Consider the following 12848-nt stretch of genomic DNA (forward strand, 5'->3'; position numbering starts at 1 on the left):
GGTTACATTCCGAACCCGGAAGCTAAGCCTTACAGCGCCGATGGTACTGCAGGGGGGACCCTGTGGGAGAGTAGGACGCCGCCGAACAAATATTGGGAAAGGCCCACACCTTATGGTGTGGGCCTTTCTGCGTTTCCGGGGGACCTCAACCTCCGATCAGAGGCGCCCAGCCGCCTTCAGTGCCAGATAGGCGTCCGCGAGGGCCGGCGCCAGGTTGTCCGGAGTCGCGTCGACCACCGTGACGCCGTGGCGGCGAAGCTGGTCGGCGATGCGGTGGCGCTCGGCCTGGGACTGAGCAGCCGCCGCGGCCTCGTAGACGGCGTCCGTGGTGCCTCGTGCGCCCGCCATCCGGGCGATGTGCGGGTCGGCGACCGAGGCGACGAGGACCGAATGGCGCTGGGTGAGGCGGGACAGGACGGGCAGAAGGCCCTGTTCCACGGGGGCCGCGTCGAGAGTGGTGAGCAGGACGATGAGGGCGCGACGGGGGGCCGTACGAAGTGCGGTGGCCGCGAGGCCCCGGGCGTCCGTTTCGACGAGCTCCGGTTCGAGCGGGGCCATGGCGTTGACCAGGGACGGAAGGACGTCACCCGCCGAGCGGCCCTGGACGAGGGCCCGGACGCGGCGGTCGTAGGCGAGAAGGTCCACCCGGTCGCCCGCGCGGGAGGCGAGTGCGGCCAGGAGGAGAGCCGCGTCCATGGAGGCGTCGAGACGAGGGGCGTCGCCCACGCGGCCCGCGGAGGTGCGGCCGGTGTCCAGCACGAGGAGGATGTGGCGGTCTCGTTCGGGACGCCAGGTGCGTACCGCCACCGACGACTGGCGGGCCGTGGCACGCCAGTCGATGGAACGGGTGTCGTCGCCGGGGATGTACTCACGAAGACTGTCGAACTCCGTGCCCTCGCCCCGGGTCAGGACGCTGGTGCGGCCGTCGAGTTCGCGCAGCCGGGCCAGCTTGGACGGCAGGTGCTTGCGGCTGGTGAACGGGGGCAGCACACGTACGGTCCAGGGGACCCGGTGGCTGCCCTGGCGGGCGAAGAGGCCGAGGGGGCCGTAGGAGCGGATCGTGACCCTGTCCGCCTGGCGGTCACCCCTGCGAGTGGGGCGCAGCCGGGTGGTGACGCGGCGGCGTTCGCCCGGAGGGATCGCCAGGCGGTGGCGGGAGGCGGACACCTCGGAGCCGGGGAGCCAGCTGCTGGGCGGCCAGGCGTCGCGGAGGTGGGCGCGGAGAGGACGGTTGGTGGGGTTGGTGACCGTGAGGGTGACGTCCGCGGTCTCGCCCAGGCGTGCGGAGGTGTCGCCGGAGCGCAGGAGGTTCAGGCGGCGCACGGGAGCGGCGAGGGCGTAGTCGCAGGCGCATGCCAGTGCCAGGGGAGCGTTCACGGCGAGGATGCCCGTCCAGCTGGGTTCCCAGATGCCTACGGGCAGGGTGCCGAGGGCCGCGAGGAGCGCGGCGCGTCCGGTGGGGGCCATCAGCGGGGGACGGGGACGTGGGCGAGGATCGCGTTGATGACCGCGTCGGCCGTCACGCCCTCCATTTCCGCCTCCGGACGGAGTTGGACGCGGTGGCGGAGGGTCGGCAGGGCGAGCGCCTTGACGTCGTCGGGGATGACGTAGTCGCGGCCCGTCAGCCAGGCCCAGGCGCGGGAGGCCGCGAGGAGGGCCGTGGAGCCGCGCGGGGAGACGCCGAGGGTGAGGGAGGGGGACTCCCGGGTGGCGCGGCAGATGTCCACGACGTAGGCGGTGATCTCGGGGGAGATGGTCGTCCTGGCCACGGCGGAGCGGGCGGCTTCGAGGTCGGCCGCGTTCGCGACGGGGCGTACGCCGGCGGCGCGCAGGTCGCGCGGGTTGAAGCCCTCGGCGTGACGGGTGAGGACGTTGATCTCGTCCTCGCGGGACGGGAGCGGCACCGTCAGCTTGAGGAGGAAGCGGTCCAGTTGGGCTTCGGGGAGGGGGTAGGTGCCCTCGTACTCGACCGGGTTCTGGGTCGCGGCCACCAGGAACGGGTCCGGGAGCGGGCGAGGGGTGCCGTCGACCGTGACCTGGCGTTCTTCCATCGCTTCGAGGAGGGACGACTGGGTCTTGGGCGGGGTGCGGTTGATCTCGTCGGCGAGGAGCAGGTTGGTGAAGACCGGGCCGGGCTGGAAGGAGAACTCCGCGCTGCGGGTGTCGTAGACGAGGGAGCCGGTGACGTCGCTCGGCATGAGGTCCGGGGTGAACTGGACGCGTTTGGTGTCGAGTTCGAGTGCGGAGGCGAGGGCGCGGACGAGCAGGGTCTTCGCGACGCCGGGGACTCCTTCCAGCAGGACGTGCCCGCGGCAGAGGAGGGCGACGACGAGGCCGGTCACGGCGGGGTCCTGGCCGACCACGGCTTTGGCGATCTCGGCGCGCAGGGCCTCCAGGGAGGCGCGGGCGGTGCCCGGGTCCCCGGTGGTCCCGGCGTTGTCAGTGGTCGGGTCCATCATGAACGGCGTACCTCTCTTTCGAGGGCGTCGAGTTGGTCGGTGAGGGCGATGAGGGCCGCGTCGTCGCCGGGCGGCGGGCCGAAGAGCAGGGGGTGCAGGGGCTGTCCGTCGCCGTGGAGGTGGGCGGACAGGGCGGGGAGCAGGGCCTCGGGCGTGTGTGCCCGGGAGACGGGGACGCCGACGAGGGGGGCGAGGCGGGTGCGGGTGGTGGAGCGAAGAGCGGCGGCCGCGCGGTCGCGGGCGTCTGCCTTGCGGTAGAGGCGGGCGCGGCCTTCGACGGTTTCGGAGGCGCGGATCGCGACGGGGAGTTTCTCGGGCACCAGGGGGCCGAACCGGCGTGCCCGCCAGAAGGCGGCCAGGGCGCCGGCGAGGAAGAGCTGCAGGGTGCCCCAGAACCAGCCCGAGGGGAGCAGGTCTAGGAAGCCGCGGTCGCCGGTGTCGGGGGCGGAGTCGGAGAGCGAGGGGAGGTACCAGACCACATGCGGGCGCGAGCCGAGGAGCTGAAGCGCGAGGGAGGCGTTGCCCTGCTCGTCGAGGCTGCTGTTGAGGAGGATGTCGGGGGAGCCGAGGACGACGGTGTCGCCCTTGCCCTCGGCTGCCGGGACGCGCACCAGGGTGGGCAGGCCGTTCTCGGGGTAGCAGGTGTCGGCCGCGCCCGCGGTGACGTCGTAGCGGATTCCGCCGGTGTCGGCGCTGCCCGCGCGGCGGGCGGCCGGCAGTTCGCAGCGGGGCCTGAGCGTGGAGTCCAGGCTGAGGGCGGCGTCGGCGGAGACGCCGGGGGCGAGGGTGCTCACGGACGGGGCGCCGGGGGCCACCAGCACCGTGCGTCCGCCGGAGTCCTCGCTCGCCGCGCGGAGGCGGTTCTGCTGGGAGTCGGTCAGCAGGTCCGGGTTCGCGACCAGCAGGGTCGTGTCGGGGCCGGCCGCGGTGCTCGCCCGGTCGAGGGTGGTGACCAGCCGGGTGGACACGCCCCGCTCGTCGAGGAGTTCGGCGACGGCGCGGCTGCCGTCGGTGTCGGCGGAGCGTGGATCCAGGCGGCCGTGTTCGGCGCCGGAGCGGATCACGGCGATGACGGCGGCGGCCGCCAGGAGGATCACCGCAGCGAGGACGACACCGCGCGCGCGGGTCCACACCTGGCGGGCCGTGGGCGAGACCGAGGTGGACGGACGCGTGGCCTCGGCGGTCATTCGGCGGCTCCCGGGCGGGTGCTGCGGGTGGTGCTCGCGGTGTCGGGGGTGCTGCTCGCGAGTGCGGGCCTGGCGCGTTCCAGGTCGGTGTCGAGGGAGGCGAGCCGGAGGTACGTTTCCTCGGCCGCGAACCGGCCGCCGTACGTGACGTCGTCGAAGTCCCGGGCGGCGGTGTGCAGTCGGTCCGCGTGGGCGGGCAGCGACGTGCCCGCCTCGGAGGCCGCCTCGTCCGCGGTGCGGCCGGGGCGTACGTCGAGCAGGGCGCGTTCCTCCAGGGAGCGGACCACGGCACGCATGCGTTCCTGTACGGCCTGGTTCCAGTGGCCCTGGGCGGCCTGCGCCTCGGCGGCCGCCCGGTGTTCGGCGGCGCTGCGGGGGCGGTCGTCGAAGAGGACGGCGGACGAGGCGGGGGCGCGGCGTGGGGTGCCGAGGCGCCACCACAGGGCACCCAGCAGGGCCAGTACGGCCAGGACGATGACGACGAGGCCGAGCGTGCCGCCGGGGGTGGCGGCCGAGGCGGCGCCGAAGACCTTGTCGAGCCACTCCCAGAAGGCGTCCATGGCGCGCTCGTACCAACTGGGGTCGTTCTGGTGGTACATGCCCTTGGACAGCTCGCGCCGGGCCGCCTCCCGCGCGGGGTCGCGCGGGACGGTGAGGGGCGGCTCGTCCGCCGAGCGCCACGACATCGGTACGGCTGTCAGTGCTCCCCCCGCCAGGCTCACCCCGTCAGCTCCCCGGGGTGGCGCCCGGGGCGTCGCCGTAGCCCTGGAGGCCGGCGGCGCGGCCCAGTTCGAGGTCGAGGGCCTCGCGGCGGATGCGCTGGTCGATGTAGAGGAGCACGGTGACGCCCGCGCTGATCGGGAAGGTGAGTGTGGACCCGATCACCGCGCCGACGCCGCTGATGACCAGGTAGGTCCAGCCGAGTGTGGTGCCGCCGGTGGCGAGGAGGCCGGAGATGCCGTCCCCGTCGAGGGCGGCGCCCACGAAGGAGAAGGGGATCACGACGATCGACGCGACGATGTAGGCGATGATCGCGGCGAGCAGCTGGATGCCGAGGACCCGCCACCAGGAGCCGCGCACCAGCTTGACGGAGCGGCCCAGGGACTTCCGGACGCCCTGCTTCTCCAGCATCAGCGCGGGCGAGGCGAGCGAGAAGCGGATCATCAGCCACACGGTGAGGACGAAGGCGCCGAGCCCGCCGAACAGGGCGAGGAGGACGCCTCCGCCGGTGGAGCCGCCGGTGGCGAGGAGGATGCCGGGCAGCACGCCGACGGTCATGATCAGGACGGCGACCACGAGCAGGAGGACGGTCAGCCCTGCCAGCCTGAGGAGCTGGGGGCGGGCGTCCCGCCAGGCCTCGGCGGTGGTCACCGACCTGCCGAGGACGGCGCGGCTGGTCACGGTGGTGAGCAGGGCCGTCGCGATGATGGTGCCCAGCAGGGAGATCACCATGACGACGGAGGTGCTCAGCAGGGTGTCGCGCAGGGCGCGGCCCAGTTCGCCGGGGGTGGCGGTGGGGTCGTTGAGGGCGTCGGCGCTCGCGGTGTCGTCGAGGACGAAGCCCTGGAGCAGGATGACGCCGATCTGGGTGACGACCGCGACGGCCAGGGAGATGCCGAGGACCGTGCGCCAGTGCGTGCGCATGGTGGAGACCGCGCCGTCGAGGATCTCGCCGATGCCGAGCGGGCGCAGCGGGATCACACCGGGCTTGGCGGCGGGCGGGGGGCCGGCCCAGCCGCCGCCCCAGCCGGGAGGACCGTAGCCGGGCCGGCTGCCGGGGGCTCCGGGGCCGCCGGGCGGGCCGTAGCCGCCGGGGCCGGGGTGCTGGGGACCGGTGGGGGCGCCCCAGCCCGGGCCGGGTGGTGGGGGCGGGGTCTGGCCGGGTGCCTGCGGGGTGGGAGCGGACCACTGGGCGGGCGGCTGCTCCTTGGACCACTTGGACTGCTGCGGCGTCCGGCCGGCGTCCGGCTGGTCCGCGGGCTGTGCGGGGTCCGCGTCGGTCCGGTCCTCGGGCCGTGCGGAGCCCTGGGGGTCCGGCTCCTGGCCGCCGGAGGGGGCGGATCCGGGCGAGGCCCAGCCCGGAGTGTCCTTCATCGTCGCTCCTTCACGGTGCTCGTCCGCGGTCGCGGCGGCAGGTTGGCGCCCATCGTGCCACGCGGTCCGCGCGAAGTGACCGGGGGCCGTATCCGCTGCGTACCTTCAATTGTCCGACGGATACGGGGCAGACTGACCGCATGGCTGATCAGTACGCGCGATCCGGCGACGACACCCGGCCGACCGAGATACCCGCGATCCGATGGGACGAGCCCCCCGAAGGCCCCGTCCTGGTCCTCCTCGACCAGACGAGACTGCCGGCCGAGGAGGTCGAGATGGTGTGCACGGACGCGCCCGCGCTGGTGGAGGCGATCCGTTCGCTCGCCGTGCGCGGGGCGCCGCTGCTGGGGATCGCCGGGGCGTACGGCGTCGCGCTCGCCGCCGCGCGCGGGTTCGACGTGGAGGACGCCGCCGGGGCACTGGAGGGCGCCCGGCCCACCGCGGTGAACCTCGCGGTGGGTGTGCGCCGGGCGCGGGCCGCGCACCGGGCCGAGCTGGTCCGGACGGGCGACCAGAAGCGGGCCGCCGAGGCGGCGCTCGCCGCGGCGCGTGCGCTGCACCGGGAGGACGCCGAGGCCAGCTCCCGTATGGCCGCGCACGGTCTGGCACTGTTGGACGAGCTGCTGCCGGGTGGCGGGCACCGGGTGCTCACCCACTGCAACACCGGGGCGCTGGTGTCGGGCGGTGAGGGCACGGCGTTCGCGGTGGTGCTCGCGGCGCACCGGGTGGGGCGGCTGCGCCGGCTGTGGGTGGACGAGACGCGTCCCCTGCTGCAGGGGGCCAGGCTGACCGCTTATGAGGCGGCGCGCAGCGGAATGGCGTACACCTTGCTCACGGACAATGCCGCGGGCTCGCTGTTCGCGGCCGGAGAGGTGGACGCGGTGCTGGTGGGAGCCGACCGGATCGCCGCCGACGGATCGGTGGCGAACAAGGTCGGGACCTATCCGCTCGCGGTGCTCGCCCGGTACCACCACGTGCCGTTCATCGTGGTGGCGCCGCTGACGACGGTGGACGCGGACACCCCGGACGGGGCGTCCATCGAGGTGGAACAGCGCGCGGGGCATGAGGTGACGGAGATCACGGCACCTCAGGTTCCGTCGGCGGGAGCCGAAGCGGGAGGCGGGATCGCGGTGGCACCCCTGGGGACCCAGGCGTACAACCCCGCGTTCGACGTGACACCGCCCGAGTTGGTGACGGCGATCGTCACCGAGGAGGGGGTTGTGTCACCCGTGACCGCTGAGGCGCTCGCAGAGCTGTGTGACAGGTCACGCCAGGTAACGATTTAGTTAATGGGATGATGGCATTCATGAAGGGACGAGTCCTTGTCGTCGACGACGACACCGCACTGGCCGAGATGCTCGGCATTGTGTTGCGTGGTGAAGGTTTTGAGCCGTCTTTCGTAGCCGACGGCGACAAGGCGCTGGCCGCGTTCCGCGAGGCCAAACCGGATCTGGTGCTGCTGGATCTGATGCTGCCGGGCCGCGACGGGATCGAGGTGTGCCGCCTGATCAGGGCGGAGTCCGGGGTGCCGATCGTGATGCTCACGGCCAAGAGCGACACCGTCGATGTGGTGGTCGGCCTGGAGTCGGGCGCGGACGACTACATCGTGAAGCCGTTCAAGCCGAAGGAGCTGGTGGCCCGGATCCGGGCGCGCCTGAGGAGGTCGGAGGAGCCGGCGCCGGAGCAGCTCGCCATCGGTGACCTGGTCATCGACGTGGCCGGGCACTCGGTGAAGCGTGAGGGACAGTCGATCGCGCTGACGCCGCTGGAGTTCGACCTGCTGGTCGCGCTGGCGCGCAAGCCGTGGCAGGTGTTCACTCGGGAGGTCCTGCTGGAGCAGGTCTGGGGGTACCGCCACGCGGCGGACACCCGTCTGGTGAACGTGCATGTGCAGCGGCTGCGCTCCAAGGTCGAGAAGGACCCGGAGCGGCCGGAGATCGTGGTGACCGTCCGTGGCGTCGGATACAAGGCAGGACCCAGCTGACATGTCCGGTGACAGTGCCGCTTCGGCGCCCGGCCAGCCGGGGACCCGCGCGGAGCGGCCTGTCGGCCGGAGGACGCCGGGTTCTGGCTGGAGGCGTCTGCTGGAGGGCGGGTTGCTTCAGGGCGGAGTCCAGGGCAGCCCGATCCTGAGGTTGTTCATGCGCTGGGTGCGCCGCCCGTTGCTGCCCGTGATGCGGCTGTGGCGGCGCAACATCCAGCTCAGGATCGTCGTGACGACACTGCTGATGTCGCTCAGCGTCGTGCTGCTGCTGGGTTTCGTCGTCATCGGGCAGGTCCGCAACGGACTGCTGGACGCCAAGGTGAAGGCCTCGCAGAGCCAGGCCACCGGCGGCTTCTCGGTCGCCGAGCAGAGGGCCGACAGCGAGGCGAGCGCGGCCGGGAACGACAACGCGACGGACCCGGACGGCGACCAGGTGCAGAGCGTGAGCGAGTGGGTGACCACCTTGGTGAATTCGCTCGCCAGCGGCGGTCAGGGCGCGTTCGACGTGGTGACGCTCAGCCCGGCCTCCGCCGACGGTGACTCCGGGAGCCTCGGCCCGCGTGTCTCCGGAGGCGTCAGCTGGGACCTCAGCGTGCCCGAGGAGCTGCGTGAGCGGGTCGGTGAGGGCACCGGCGCCGTGCAGAGCTATACGCGGATCCACTACGACAACGGCCAGGATTCCCAGCCGGGGCTGATCATCGGCAAACAGGTCAGCGCTCCCAACAGCGAGCCGTACCAGTTGTACTACCTCTTCCCGCTCACGCAGGAGGAGAAGTCCCTGAGCCTGGTCAAGGGGACCCTGGCGACGGCCGGGCTGTTCGTCGTCGTGCTGCTCGGGGCGATCGCCTGGCTCGTGGTGCGGCAGGTCGTCACGCCCGTGCGGATGGCGGCCGGGATCGCCGAGCGGCTGTCCGCCGGGCGGCTGCAGGAACGGATGAAGGTCAGCGGCGAGGACGACATCGCGCGGCTCGGCGAGGCCTTCAACAAGATGGCGCAGAACCTGCAGCTGAAGATCCAGCAGCTGGAGGACCTGTCACGGATGCAGCGGCGGTTCGTCTCCGACGTGTCGCACGAGCTGCGTACGCCGCTGACGACCGTACGGATGGCGGCGGACGTCATCCATGACGCGCGGGTGGACTTCGATCCGATCACCGCGCGGTCGGCCGAGCTGCTCGCCGACCAGCTGGACCGGTTCGAGTCGCTGCTCGCGGACCTGCTGGAGATCAGCCGGTTCGACGCGGGCGCGGCGGCCCTGGAGGCCGAGCCGATAGACCTGCGTGAGGTCGTGCGGAAGGTCGTCAGCGGAGCGGAGCCCCTCGCGGAGCGCAAGGGGACCCGGATACGGGTGCTGGGGAACCAGCAGCCCGTGGTGGCCGAGGCCGACGCCCGGCGGGTGGAGCGGGTGCTGCGCAACCTCGTGGTCAACGCCGTGGAGCACGGCGAGGGCAAGGACGTGCTGGTCAAGCTCGCGGCGGCGGGCGGCGCGGTCGCGGTGGCGGTGCGCGACTACGGCGTGGGCCTCAAGCCGGGGGAGGCGACGCGGGTCTTCAGCCGCTTCTGGCGTGCGGACCCGGCACGGGCGCGTACGACCGGTGGTACGGGACTGGGGCTGTCCATCGCCCTGGAGGACGCCCGGCTGCACGGGGGCTGGCTGCAGGCGTGGGGTGAGCCGGGCGGCGGTTCGCAGTTCCGGCTCACCCTGCCGAGGACGGCGGACGAGCCGCTGCGCGGGTCCCCGATACCTCTGGAGCCCAAGGACTCCCGGCGCCATCGCGGACTCAACGACGCCGGTCTGCCGCTCGGGGGCGGCGGCAAGCTCGCCACGGTGCCGGTCCAGGCCGGTGAGCACGGAGGGGCCAGGGGGGCGGCCATAGGGCCCCGGCCGGGCGCCGGACAGGCTCCCACGGCGGATCCGACGGCGCTGCCGGGCAACGGCGCGCGCGTGGTGCCCCGGCCGGCCGGACCGCCCGCGACACCACCGCCGGCACCGCCCGCGCGGCGGCCCGACGGCGGTGCGGACGAGGCCGCGGAGAAGCCGGCCGGCAGTGGTGCCGAACAGCACGAGCAGGGGGAGGCATTCCGTGGGCGCTGACCGCGCGGAAGGCGGCCGTAGGCGTCCGGTGCGGGCGGCCCTGCGGATCGGGAGTGCCGGCGTGTGCGCCGTTCTGCTGGCGGGGTGCGCGTCGATGCCGGACGGCGGTGACATGCGCGATGTCGAGTCCACCCCGAGGCAGGACTCGAAGGTGCGGGTCGTCGCGCTGCCGCCCGCCGACGACGCCGAGCCGCAGGAGATCGTGCGGGGCTTCCTGGAGGCCCTGACCAGCGACGACCTCAGATACGAGACCGCTCGCAAGTATCTGACCGGCGACGCGGCCAAGGAGTGGGACCCGAACGAGTCGACCACGGTCCTCGCCGAGGCCCCGACCCCCTACACCGCCGTGACGGGGGACCGCCCCGACGCCGACGACTACCGGTTCGAGCTGTCGGGCAAGCGGGTCGCCCGGGTCGACGAGCAGCACGCGTACACGCCCACGAGCGGCGAGTACCGCAGGACCGTGCACCTCACGCGCGTGAAGGACACCCGGCAGTGGCGCATCGACAGACTGCCGTCGGGGGTGGTGCTCGGCAGGTCCGACTTCGAGCGCACCTACAAGTCCATCAACAAGTACTACTTCACCTCCGCCGCACAGGCCGGTGAGCCGGGCACCGTCGCCGACCCCGTCTACGTGCGCAGCCAGGTCGACCCGGTGACCCAGGTGGTCCGCGACCTGCTGCAGGGCCCCACCAGCTGGCTGAACCCGGTGGCGAGGACGAGCTTCCCCTCCGGTACGGCCCTCAGGAAGGGCACCCGGTCGCTGACGCCCGACGACCAGAACAGCCTGGTGGTGCCGCTGAACAAGAAGGCCGACCGCGTCTCGGCGAGCAGGTGCAAGGAGATGGCCGCCCAGCTGTTGTTCACCCTGCAGGACTACATGCCCACGGGTGTGACCGACGTGGAGCTGCAGGGGTCGACCGGCGCGCAGTTGTGTGCGCTGAGCGAGAGCCAGGCCGACACCGTCGCCTCGCACGGCTTCCGCAGGACCGCGAGTTTCGAGTACTTCATCGACGGCGACCGCAAGCTCGCACGGCTGTCCGGGCAGGGCGCGGTGACCACGCCGACGGCCGTTCCCGGGGCGCTCGGTGACGGTGAGAAACAGCTGCGGTCGGCCGCCGTCTCGCGGGACGAGGCGCGGGCTGCCGGTGTGTCGGCCGACGGGAGCGACCTGTACGTGTCGCCGCTGACGGCGGGTGGCACGATCGGCGAGCCGGTGCTGCACAGTTCCGGTGCCACCGCGAAGGACCGGCTGACGACACCCAGTTGGGACGGCCGGGGCGACCTGTGGGTGGCGGACCGTGACCCCGACGACCCCCGTCTGCTGGTCCTGGCGGACGGCATGGGCGACCCGCTCGAAGTCAGGACGCCCAGTCTCGACGGGCGCATCGAGGCGGTGCGGGTGGCCGCCGACGGGGTGCGGGTGGCGCTGATCCTGAGCAGCGAGGGGAAGCGGGCGCTGTACATCGGCCGCATCGAGCGGGACGCCGACGCGGAGAGCACCACCGTCTCCATCGTCGAACTGCGGTCCGTGACACCGGACCTGGAGGACGTCACCGCCATGTCGTGGGCCGGTGACAGCCAGCTCGTGGTCGTGGGGCGCGAATCCGGCGGCGTGCAGCAGATGCGGTACGTCCGTGTCGACGGGTCCCCGACGCCCGGCTCCGGGCCCTCCGCGCTCACCGGGGTGGAGGAGATCGCCGCGTCCGAGGACGAGCGCCAGCCGCTGGTCGCGCACTCGGCCGACGGGATCGTCCGGCTGTCGCCGGGGGCGCAGTGGCAGACGGTGGTCAAGGAAGGGTCGGCGCCGGTCTATCCGGGGTGAGGGCGGGGCGGGGCACGCCGGTCTTCCGGCGCCCGTCATTCGTGTGGGTGACAACCCCTCTGCGGTTGCGATGAGTTGTCCACAGGCGGTTGTCCACAAGGGTGGCAGAGCTTCGTGTGCGTTGGCACAGTGGAGGGCATGCGGGGGTGGTGGCGGGACCTCACGGATCTGGTGCTGCCGGCCGAGTGCGGGGGGTGCGGGAGGCCTCGCGCGGTGCTCTGTCCGGAGTGCCGCGCGGCCCTGACCGGAGCCGCGCCGTGCCGGGTGCGACCGGTGCCGGAGCCGTCGGGGCTGCCCGTGGTGCACGCGGCGGCGCCGTACGAGGACGCGGTGCGGGCCACGCTGATCGCGCACAAGGAACGGGGTGCGCTGGCGCTCGCCGGACCGCTCGGCACGGCCTTGGCGGGGGCCGTACGGGCGGCGGTGCGGGCGGGTGGTGACGGGCCGGTGCTGCTGGTCCCGGTGCCGTCGGCGCGGCGGGCGGTGCGGGCGCGGGGGCACGACCCCGCGCGGCGGATCGCGCTCGCGGCGGCCGGGGAGCTGCGGCGCACCGGGTCGCCGGCCCGGGTCGCCGGGGTGCTGCGGCAGCGGCGGGCGGTGGCCGACCAGTCGGGGCTGGACGCCCGGCGGCGTCTGGAGAACCTCGCGGGTGCTCTGGAGGTGGCCGCAGGGGGTACCCCCCTGCTGGAGGGCGGCGCGATCGTGCTCGTGGACGACCTGATGACGACGGGTGCCTCGCTCGCGGAGGCGGCCCGGGCGGTTCGGACGGCGCGGGGCGGGCATGCGGCGTGGGCGGGGGAGTTCGTTGCGAGAGGAAAGCCGGAGGAGGCGGTGCGAACACGGGGGGTGACGGGAACGACGGGTGGGAACGGTCTCGAGGACACGATCAGCGCGGCGGTGGTCGCCGCACCACCCGACTCTTTCGAAATAAACCGGAACTGACAGAGAACTTGCATCGTTGCAGGTAATGAAAGGGCCAATTCACCTGAACGGAGGTACGCCCCAGTAGAGGGTGACGACATCCGGCCGGGCGAGATATGTTCGGTTGTGAGGGAATGGCCCCGGCCGTTCACCACATATCTGAATGCTGCGCTGCGGCTTTTCCGAATCACCCCGTGCCGGTGGGTGGAGATCTTGTCCACGGGGGAGGAGGAGGTGGAAGTCACCGAGTCCGCGGTTCCGGGAGCCACCGGAACCTGGTGCACAA

10 protein-coding genes and 1 rRNA gene are annotated in these 12848 nt (G+C 72.9%); 6 read left to right on the forward strand and 5 right to left on the reverse strand.

The genetic code is table 11. From position 1 onward, the window contains the following. Positions 1-87, forward strand: a 5S ribosomal RNA gene (gene rrf / locus ACZ6BB_RS06010); the annotation flags it as partial. A gap of 69 nt (positions 88-156) precedes the next feature. Here rrf and ACZ6BB_RS06015 read toward each other — a convergent pair. The 5 genes from ACZ6BB_RS06015 to ACZ6BB_RS06035 are packed head-to-tail and all read right to left on the reverse strand — an operon-like array spanning position 157 to position 5740. Continuing rightward, positions 157-1467, reverse strand: a complete 1311-nt coding sequence (locus tag ACZ6BB_RS06015; RefSeq protein ID WP_471614130.1) for a DUF58 domain-containing protein — start codon at positions 1465-1467, stop codon at positions 157-159. Continuing rightward, positions 1467-2456: an AAA family ATPase gene (locus ACZ6BB_RS06020; RefSeq protein ID WP_471614698.1), complete on the reverse strand. Its 990-nt coding sequence runs from the start codon at positions 2454-2456 to the stop codon at positions 1467-1469. Before ACZ6BB_RS06020 ends, ACZ6BB_RS06015 begins: the two co-directional genes overlap by 1 nt. Continuing rightward, positions 2456-3646: a DUF4350 domain-containing protein gene (locus ACZ6BB_RS06025; protein WP_471614131.1), complete on the reverse strand. Its 1191-nt coding sequence runs from the start codon at positions 3644-3646 to the stop codon at positions 2456-2458. Before ACZ6BB_RS06025 ends, ACZ6BB_RS06020 begins: the two co-directional genes overlap by 1 nt. Then, positions 3643-4332 (reverse strand): DUF4129 domain-containing protein, encoded by a 690-nt coding sequence (locus ACZ6BB_RS06030; protein ID WP_471614699.1) that lies wholly within the window; start codon positions 4330-4332, stop codon positions 3643-3645. The genes ACZ6BB_RS06025 and ACZ6BB_RS06030 overlap by 4 nt, the downstream gene beginning before the upstream one ends. A gap of 40 nt (positions 4333-4372) precedes the next feature. Next, a complete protein-coding gene (locus ACZ6BB_RS06035; protein WP_471614132.1) occupies positions 4373-5740 on the reverse strand; it encodes a DUF7847 domain-containing protein in 1368 nt (455 codons plus the stop codon). A gap of 140 nt (positions 5741-5880) precedes the next feature. On the opposite strand from ACZ6BB_RS06035, the gene mtnA reads away from it, so the two are divergent. The 5 genes from mtnA to ACZ6BB_RS06060 all read left to right on the forward strand — a co-directional run bounded on the left by mtnA (position 5881) and on the right by ACZ6BB_RS06060 (position 12583). Continuing rightward, positions 5881-7026: an S-methyl-5-thioribose-1-phosphate isomerase gene (gene mtnA / locus ACZ6BB_RS06040; protein WP_471614133.1), complete on the forward strand. Its 1146-nt coding sequence runs from the start codon at positions 5881-5883 to the stop codon at positions 7024-7026. A gap of 8 nt (positions 7027-7034) precedes the next feature. After that, positions 7035-7724: a two-component system response regulator MtrA gene (mtrA, locus tag ACZ6BB_RS06045; protein WP_189823911.1), complete on the forward strand. Its 690-nt coding sequence runs from the start codon at positions 7035-7037 to the stop codon at positions 7722-7724. A 1-nt stretch (position 7725) separates the two neighbouring features. After that, positions 7726-9816, forward strand: a complete 2091-nt coding sequence (mtrB, locus tag ACZ6BB_RS06050; RefSeq protein WP_471614134.1) for an MtrAB system histidine kinase MtrB — start codon at positions 7726-7728, stop codon at positions 9814-9816. Next, positions 9806-11641, forward strand: coding sequence for an LpqB family beta-propeller domain-containing protein (locus ACZ6BB_RS06055; protein WP_471614135.1), 1836 nt, complete (start codon positions 9806-9808; stop codon positions 11639-11641). The genes mtrB and ACZ6BB_RS06055 overlap by 11 nt, the downstream gene beginning before the upstream one ends. A 138-nt stretch (positions 11642-11779) precedes the next feature. Next, complete coding sequence (locus tag ACZ6BB_RS06060) at positions 11780-12583, forward strand: ComF family protein (protein WP_471614136.1); 804 nt, start codon at positions 11780-11782, stop codon at positions 12581-12583. Positions 12584-12848 lie beyond the last annotated feature (265 nt).

The sequence above is a fragment of the Streptomyces sp. NPDC041108 genome (assembly GCF_055592645.1).

Excerpts from the sequence above, each read along its gene's own strand:
- ACZ6BB_RS06020 (WP_471614698.1), bottom strand. The coding sequence starts at position 2,456 with ATGGACCCGACCACTGACAACGCCGGGACCACCGGGGACCCGGGCACC.
- ACZ6BB_RS06015 (WP_471614130.1), bottom strand. The coding sequence starts at position 1,467 with ATGGCCCCCACCGGACGCGCCGCGCTCCTCGCGGCCCTCGGCACCCTG.
- ACZ6BB_RS06030 (WP_471614699.1), bottom strand. The coding sequence starts at position 4,332 with ATGTCGTGGCGCTCGGCGGACGAGCCGCCCCTCACCGTCCCGCGCGAC.
- ACZ6BB_RS06025 (WP_471614131.1), bottom strand. The coding sequence starts at position 3,646 with ATGACCGCCGAGGCCACGCGTCCGTCCACCTCGGTCTCGCCCACGGCC.
- mtrA (WP_189823911.1), top strand. The coding sequence starts at position 7,035 with ATGATGGCATTCATGAAGGGACGAGTCCTTGTCGTCGACGACGACACC.
- ACZ6BB_RS06035 (WP_471614132.1), bottom strand. The coding sequence starts at position 5,740 with ATGAAGGACACTCCGGGCTGGGCCTCGCCCGGATCCGCCCCCTCCGGC.
- mtrB (WP_471614134.1), top strand. The coding sequence starts at position 7,726 with ATGTCCGGTGACAGTGCCGCTTCGGCGCCCGGCCAGCCGGGGACCCGC.
- ACZ6BB_RS06060 (WP_471614136.1), top strand. The coding sequence starts at position 11,780 with ATGCGGGGGTGGTGGCGGGACCTCACGGATCTGGTGCTGCCGGCCGAG.
- mtnA (WP_471614133.1), top strand. The coding sequence starts at position 5,881 with ATGGCTGATCAGTACGCGCGATCCGGCGACGACACCCGGCCGACCGAG.